Below are 7393 nucleotides of genomic sequence, written 5' to 3' on the forward strand. Positions count from 1 at the left end.
TAACATAAACTGTTTGATAAACAAACATTCTCATTATAATTAACCTTTCATTTTTTTCCTCACCTAGGTTATGAACACCTTATTTTTACAATTATTTTTCATTATCTACATAATCCGTCAAAGGTTTCAACATCTCTTCTGGATAATCAACTCGTTGCAGATACAACCCTTGCGGCTTAGCAGTATGACCTGCCAATTTTCGATTTTTGGCCTCGATAATTGTCTTAATATCTTCGGGTTTTTTCTTACCTTCTCCGATTTGAATCAACGTACCGACCATAATACGAATCATATAACGTAAAAATCCATTCCCAACGAAAATAAACGTTAACTCGCCATCCTCATCAATGAGATCTGCCTGGTAAATCGTTCTCACCTTATCAATATCATCTAAATTACCACAGAATGACGTAAAATTATGAGTCCCAAGCAAATACGTCATTGCCTCTCTCATCTTTTCCACATCAAGTGAAAAGCGGTGATAATAAACATAATTACGCTTCATTGGATTATACTCATTTAAAGACAATCGATAACGATACTCCTTAACCTTTCCATGATAACGAGAATGAAACTCAGGATGAACCTCCTGACTATCAATAATATAAATATCTTCAGGTAAGATCGAATTCAATGCCCGAACATATCGACTACCATCCATATTCACCACACTATCAAAATGGAAAACTTGACCGTATGCATGCACACCCGTATCCGTGCGTCCCGAACTATGAATCGTAACCGGTTGCTTACTAATCTTCTCTAAAGCTGCCTCAATTTCACCCTGTACCGTTCTTTGACCCGGTTGACGTTGATACCCATTAAACAAAGTACCATCATAAGCAACCGTACATTTAATTCTTTTCATAATGACCCACCTTTAGAACACAATTGCACCAACAAAAATAACTAAACAAACAACAATTAATCCCGTATCTGCCACATGCCAGCACAAACGATTAATACTCGTCTTAGGACGTCCTGGAACATAACCACGAACCTCCATCGCATTCGCCAACTCATCCGCGCGTTTAAACGACAAAATAAACAATGGCACCAATAAAGAAATCAACTGCATGACCTTATCCTTGAACTTACCTTCCTTAATATCTACACCACGAGAAGCCTGCGCCTTTAAAATCTTCTGCGTCTCCTCGAATAATGTTGGAATAAATCGAAGCGCAATCGAAATCATCAACGCCAACTCCGATACCGGCAACCCCACCTTCTTAAATGGCTTGAATAAAGACTCAAGCGCCAACGTCAAATCAGATGGTTTAGTCGTAAGTGTCAACAAAGTAGAAATAAGCACAACAATAATAAGTCGGATACTCATAAAGAAACCAAGATTAAGCCCTTCATCATAAATGCCGATAGGCCCCAGACTAAAAAGTAAATTTCCTTGCTTATTAAATAGAACCTGTAAGAAAAACGTCAAAATCACAAAGAACCAAATTGGCTTCAGACTTCTAAAAAAATAATCCAAAGGGATCTTCGTCAACTTCATCGCAATTAACTCAACCACAACTAAAAGTCCAATAAAAAACCATTGCTCAATTAAAAAACTTGAAATCACAAATAAAGATGTTGCAATAATCTTTGAACGAGGATCCAGTCGGTGCCAAAATGACTGACCCGGTAAATACTGTCCGATAATAATTCCGTTCACAAACTAGCCCCTCTCTACTAAATCTTCAATTTTTAAAACAAACTCCTCTGTTGTTAGAGGTAAATCCTCAACAGATAATCCGAGCTTTGAAGCAAAATTATAATAATTCTGCGCCGCTAACGGTAAAGTAATCCCGCACTCTCCAAGTAACTCAACCTCTTTAAACACCTCTTTTGGTGACCCTTGTAACTTCATCTCACCACGATGCATCACAATAACATGCTCTGCATACTCACATACCAGATTCATATCATGAGTAACTAACACAATAGTCTTACCATACTTCTGATGCAAATCATTAAAAATCTGCATCATCTCATGTTGTCCTTGAGGGTCAAGTCCAGCAGTGGGCTCATCAAGGACCAAAATATCAGGATTCATCGCTAAAATTCCAGCTATCGCAACACGGCGCATCTGTCCTCCACTCAAATGAAAAGGAGACTGCTCCAAAATACTATCTTCCAACCCAACAATCTTAGCAACCTCTTTCGCCCTTTGACGAGCTTCCTCTTCAGAAACTCCATAGTTCATTGGACCGAACATAATATCTTTTTCAACAGTTTCTTCAAATAACTGATACTCAGGAAACTGAAATACTAAGCCAACATGCTGACGAATCGCTTTTAAATTTTTGTTTTTCTCATCCGATTTAATCGTTTGTTTTCCGACAGTAATCACACCACTTGATGGTTTTAACAAACCATTCATATGTTGGATAAGCGTTGATTTTCCAGAACCAGTATGTCCAATGATTGAGACAAACTTATTATCTTGAATATCAATATTAATATCATAAATTGCTCGCTGTTCCATTGGCGTATTTAAATTATAAACATGACTTACTTTTTCAAACTTAATGCCCATAACTTATTCATCAACTCCTCATCGCTCGTACAAATATCCTCAATAATACCTTTATCTTTCAAATCATAAGAAGCTTTAACAGCAAAAGGAACATCTAATTGTACAGATTCTAATAACTCTTTCTTTGCAAACACTTCTTTTGGTGTTCCCTCTAAAATAATTTCTCCATCATTCATCACAACAATACGGTCACTAAACACAGCTTCATCTAAATGATGCGTAATCATAATGATCGTCTTATTATGATCTTCAGCCAATTCACGAACTAAACTCATCATATTTTGACGACCTTGTGGATCAAGCATTGCAGTTGCTTCGTCTAAAATAATAACATTAGCTCCAAGAGCTAAAACACCCGCAATTGCAACACGTTGTTTTTCTCCTCCACTTAAGCGATGCGGTTCACGGTCTAAAAAGTTTTTCATTCCAACTTTTTCAGCATATTCATTCACAAGGCGATGCATTTCATCATATTCAACACATTTATTCTCTAATCCAAATGCAATATCATCACGTACAGTACTTCCTACGAATTGATTGTCTGGATTTTGAAAAACAATCCCTATTTTTTGACGAATATCATAAACTGATTCTTCATCTAACAATTGATTATCCACATAGATTTCACCCTCATTAGCTTTAACTAACCCAACGAGTAATTTCGATAAAGTCGACTTTCCAGAACCATTATGACCAAGAATTGTTACAAATTCACCTTTATTAATTAATAAATTATAATTTTTTAATACAGTTTGATTCTCTTCATAACCAAATGTTACATTACTTAATTTAATCATTGCATTTTCCAAAATATCTCGCCACCTTATCCTAGATTGCTACTCCGTCAATTCCACTATCTACATTTCCTACTATTTCAATAACTAGATAATGTGGTGCACAAATAATACTTTGTCCTGTTTTACTTAAAGTTCCAAATAAAATACATTCATGATCTGGACAATCAGCTTCTTCAATATGAACACCTTCCGCATTAACAATTATCTTATTATAACCTAGCTCTGTTTCAATTTCATAAATATGTTCCTTACCATCAATAGGAACTCGTGCATATTCTGATCCTTTTAAAGAAATAACCACTTCTTGATCTACCTGGGGCTGTAAACTAAACATAGCGAATAGTCCACCACTAATAATTAAAACAGCAATTATAATATATACATCTAACCTTTTCATCCACTTACCCTCCAAGTCATTAATATCTGTAAAAAAATACTTATTCACATAACATTATAACAATTTTATTATTTACTTGTCATTCTAAAGAAGAGGAAAATATGTGTATTAATCTATCAAAATAACTAGTTATAAATATATTGATAGATAACAAATGTATAACAAAAAGGAATAATTTGTAAATGTTGTTTTTTTTTGATAAACTAGAACAATCACATATAAGGGAGTGAAAAAATGTTTAAAAAATTTATTTCTTACTATAGGAATCATTTAGGATTATTTATTCTAGATATGATAGCCGCGCTACTTATGGCAGGTATCGACTTAGTTTATCCTTATTTTACAGGGATATTTATGGATGATTATATTCCAAATGGAAAAATTCAATCTATGGTTATAGTAAGTCTTACTTTATTAATATTATTTATTATTCGTTTAATATGTTCACACATCGTCAACTATTGGGGGCATATTATGGGATGTAAAATGGAATTTGATATGAGACAAGATTTATTCAAAAAATTTCAATCCTTGAATTTCAGTTATTATGATGAAAATAAAACCGGTGTTATTATGTCCCGATTAGTAGGAGATTTAAGAGATATTACAGAGTTAGCACATCATGGACCAGAAGATATCTTTATATCTCTGATCATGATTATAGGAAGTTTTATTATATTATTTAATATTAATGCTGTATTTACCTTATCGATATTTCCTATCATCATTTTAATTATCATCTTCTCAATGTGGAGACGGAATGCAATGATGCAAGGATTTAGAGCTACACGAAAAACACAAGGAGAAATCAATGCACAAATTGAAAGTAGTATTGGGGGAATCCGTTTAACAAAATCATTTGCAAATGAAGATTACGAGTACAATAAATTTACTGAAAATAATTTAAACTATGCTAACTCATGGAAAAATGCACTATTCCAAATGTCAATCTTCTCAAGCGGAAATACCTTTTTAATAGATATTTTGAATCTCATATTATTAATTATGGGAGGAATCCTCGTTTATAATAATACATTAACATTTGGAGATTTTACTGCGTTTCTCCTATACATAAATTTCTTAATTAAACCAATTCAACGCTTAATTAATTTTATGCAACAATTCCAAACAGGATGGGCAGGATTTGAAAGATTCTACGAAATTATTCAATTAGAACCCAAAATTAAGTCAAAAGAAAATGCTATTTATTTAAATAATCCAAAGGGAAATATTATTTTTAACCATGTAAACTTTAAATATGAAGCAAATGAAGAACATGTGTTAACAGATTTTAATATTAATATTGAATCTGGTAAAAAAATAGCTTTAGTTGGAGAATCAGGTGTTGGGAAATCAACTATCTCTCTACTAATTCCAAGATTTTATGATGTAACATCTGGAGAAATATTAATAGATGATATTAATATAAAAGATTATGAATTAAGCTCTTTAAGAAAAAATATTGGACACGTTCAGCAAGAAGTATATATTTTCTATGGCAATATCCGTGATAATATTTTATATGGAAATCCACAGGCAACAGAGGAAGAAATAATTATAGCTGCCAAAAAAGCTCGTATTCATGACTTTATCATGTCACTAGAAAATGGATATGATACTATTGTTGGAGAACGTGGAGTAAAGCTTTCTGGCGGGCAAAAACAAAGGATCGCAATTGCACGAGTATTTCTTAAAAATCCTGCAATACTCATTTTAGATGAAGCGACATCAGCATTAGACAATATCACAGAGATGTTAATTCAAGAGGCATTGGAAGATTTAACAAAAGGTCGAACAAGCATTATAATAGCCCATCGTTTAAGCACTATAAAAGAAGCAGATGAAATCTTAGTCCTTTCAAAAAATGGAATCTCAGAAAGAGGAACACATGAAGAGCTATTAAATAAACAAGGATATTATGCTGAACTCTATAATACCCAATTCAAAAATTTATAAAAAAAGAGAGCGAATGCTCTCTTTTTTATCTATTAAAGTTTTCCTACTAAGTCTAAGCTTGGAGTTAAAGTTTCAGCTCCTGGTTGCCATTTAGCTGGACATACTTGATCTCCGTGCTCAGCAACGAATTGAGCTGCTTGTACTTTACGTACTAATTCTTCAGCATTACGTCCAATTCCTAAATCATGAATTTCATAAGCTTTAATTTGACCTTCTGGGTTAACGATGAATGTTCCACGTAAAGCTAAACCTTCTTCTTCAATCATAACACCAAATCCACGAGCTAAAGTTCCAGTTGGATCTGCTAACATTGGATATTTGATTTTTGCAATTGTTTCAGAAGCATCAGCCCATGCTTTATGAACGAAGTGAGTATCTGTAGATACAGAATATACTTCACATCCCATTTCTTGGAATTTAGAATAGTTATCTGCTAAATCTCCTAATTCAGTTGGACAAACGAAAGTGAAATCTGCTGGATAGAAGAAGAATACAGACCATTGTCCTTTAATTGTTTCGTTAGTTACTTCTTTGAATTCACCATTGTGATAAGCTTGAACTTTAAAATCTACTACTTGGGTATTGATTAATGACATTGTAATCCCTCCAAATTCATTATAGTAATAATTACTGATATTGTTATTATATATTAAGCAATTTAAAAAGTCAAATATAATGATTAAAATAATAATAATTTTTTAAAATCATATTTATATATCAGTCCAAGATATTAGGGGTTATCGTATCTGTATTAAGTTTCAGGATAATTTTATTTATTCCTGATTTTCAGTAATAAGAAATTTAGTTGATATAAAAAAGACATCATAACGATGTCTTTTCCTAATAACCTTATTATTCAAACTACTAGAAATAATAAACATAAAATATTTATCTAGAATCCATTGCTCATTCTCTCCACCACAATGTGCTTTCCATATATTAACATAGTTAGATTAACTCTCCTATCCTATTACAATGTTATTGATTAAAACCATATTGAAAGAATAAATTTTGATATTTTATTCATATTGTAATAGAAAATTTTTAAATATTAAAAATAAAGATTATTTAAAAGAGTTTAAATTAAATAGGCTCACTAGCTTTATATTTAAAGAAAGTATATCTTATCAATCCATATTCGTCTTAAAAGTCTCTCTTGTTGAAAAGAACTATTACATTTTTTATAAAATATAATATGGTATTACTTTGAAAACTCAAAAAAAATACCAGAGTCAAAATTATGCACCATCATAAAGTCTATCCTACACTCAACAGTTAATCCATTTATAGCTTTTATGAGTCTCAGGATTTCACTTAAAGTCATTCACTGTAAATAGATTATACTTTAACCGACAGAACTATTTAAAAAAGAATAAAAAAAGACTAGTTCTTAATAAAACTAGTCTTTTTTTATATGCTATAGTATTTAATTTTCTAAACAAAAAAAATGATAACCAATTATCATTTTAATCATTAATATGGTGCGGGTGACAGGAGTTGAACCTGCACACCAAAGGTACTAGAGCCTAAATCTAGCGCGTCTGCCAATTCCGCCACACCCGCATCTATAAATGGTGTCCTGCAGAGGACTCGAACCTCTGACCCTCTGATTAAAAGTCAGATGCTCTACCAACTGAGCTAGCAGGACTTTTATGGTGGAGGATGACGGGCTCGAACCGCCGACCCTCTGCTTGTAAGGCAGATGCTCTC

The 7393-nt window shown here is 32.7% G+C and carries 7 protein-coding genes and 2 tRNA genes; 1 reads left to right on the plus strand and 8 read right to left on the minus strand.

Annotated elements, in window-relative coordinates:
• Positions 1 to 91 precede the first annotated feature (91 nt).
• Genes truA through J6D32_RS10410 form a run of 5 tightly spaced genes read right to left on the minus strand, consistent with a single transcriptional unit; the run spans position 92 to position 3727 of the window.
• Entirely contained in the window at positions 92 to 868 is a 777-nt protein-coding gene (gene truA / locus J6D32_RS10390) for a tRNA pseudouridine(38-40) synthase TruA (RefSeq protein ID WP_006783711.1), read from the minus strand.
• A gap of 12 nt (positions 869 to 880) precedes the next feature.
• Positions 881 to 1669, minus strand: coding sequence for an energy-coupling factor transporter transmembrane component T family protein (locus J6D32_RS10395; RefSeq protein WP_006783710.1), 789 nt, complete (start codon positions 1667 to 1669; stop codon positions 881 to 883).
• 3 nt (positions 1670 to 1672) lie between these two features.
• The gene (locus J6D32_RS10400; RefSeq protein ID WP_009607530.1) at positions 1673 to 2533 is read right to left on the minus strand and encodes an energy-coupling factor ABC transporter ATP-binding protein; all 861 of its coding nucleotides are present in this window, start codon (positions 2531 to 2533) and stop codon (positions 1673 to 1675) included.
• A complete protein-coding gene (locus tag J6D32_RS10405; protein WP_009607524.1) occupies positions 2509 to 3342 on the minus strand; it encodes an energy-coupling factor transporter ATPase in 834 nt (277 codons plus the stop codon). The genes J6D32_RS10400 and J6D32_RS10405 overlap by 25 nt, the downstream gene beginning before the upstream one ends.
• 19 nt (positions 3343 to 3361) lie before the next feature.
• A complete protein-coding gene (locus J6D32_RS10410) occupies positions 3362 to 3727 on the minus strand; it encodes a NusG domain II-containing protein (protein ID WP_006783707.1) in 366 nt (121 codons plus the stop codon).
• A gap of 234 nt (positions 3728 to 3961) precedes the next feature.
• On the opposite strand from J6D32_RS10410, the gene J6D32_RS10415 reads away from it, so the two are divergent.
• Positions 3962 to 5683, plus strand: a complete 1722-nt coding sequence (locus J6D32_RS10415) for an ABC transporter ATP-binding protein (RefSeq protein ID WP_055163966.1) — start codon at positions 3962 to 3964, stop codon at positions 5681 to 5683.
• Between the two features lie 32 nt (positions 5684 to 5715).
• Here J6D32_RS10415 and ahpC read toward each other — a convergent pair whose 3' ends face one another.
• From ahpC to J6D32_RS10430, 3 genes are all read right to left on the minus strand, one after another.
• On the minus strand, positions 5716 to 6279 hold the full coding sequence (ahpC, locus tag J6D32_RS10420; RefSeq protein ID WP_006783705.1) for an alkyl hydroperoxide reductase subunit C: 564 nt from the start codon (positions 6277 to 6279) through the stop codon (positions 5716 to 5718).
• 883 nt (positions 6280 to 7162) lie between these two features.
• Positions 7163 to 7246, minus strand: a tRNA-Leu gene (locus J6D32_RS10425).
• A 9-nt stretch (positions 7247 to 7255) separates the two neighbouring features.
• Positions 7256 to 7331 (minus strand) — tRNA-Lys (locus tag J6D32_RS10430).
• Between the last annotated feature and the right edge of the window lie 62 nt (positions 7332 to 7393).

Origin of the sequence: Turicibacter sp. (genome assembly GCF_017941855.1) — a bacterium.
GTDB classification, from domain to species: Bacteria; Bacillota_I; Bacilli_A; order MOL361; family Turicibacteraceae; genus Turicibacter; species Turicibacter sanguinis.

Excerpts from the sequence above, each read along its gene's own strand:
- truA (WP_006783711.1), bottom strand. The coding sequence starts at position 868 with ATGAAAAGAATTAAATGTACGGTTGCTTATGATGGTACTTTGTTTAAT.
- J6D32_RS10400 (WP_009607530.1), bottom strand. The coding sequence starts at position 2,533 with ATGGGCATTAAGTTTGAAAAAGTAAGTCATGTTTATAATTTAAATACG.
- J6D32_RS10410 (WP_006783707.1), bottom strand. The coding sequence starts at position 3,727 with ATGAAAAGGTTAGATGTATATATTATAATTGCTGTTTTAATTATTAGT.
- J6D32_RS10415 (WP_055163966.1), top strand. The coding sequence starts at position 3,962 with ATGTTTAAAAAATTTATTTCTTACTATAGGAATCATTTAGGATTATTT.
- ahpC (WP_006783705.1), bottom strand. The coding sequence starts at position 6,279 with ATGTCATTAATCAATACCCAAGTAGTAGATTTTAAAGTTCAAGCTTAT.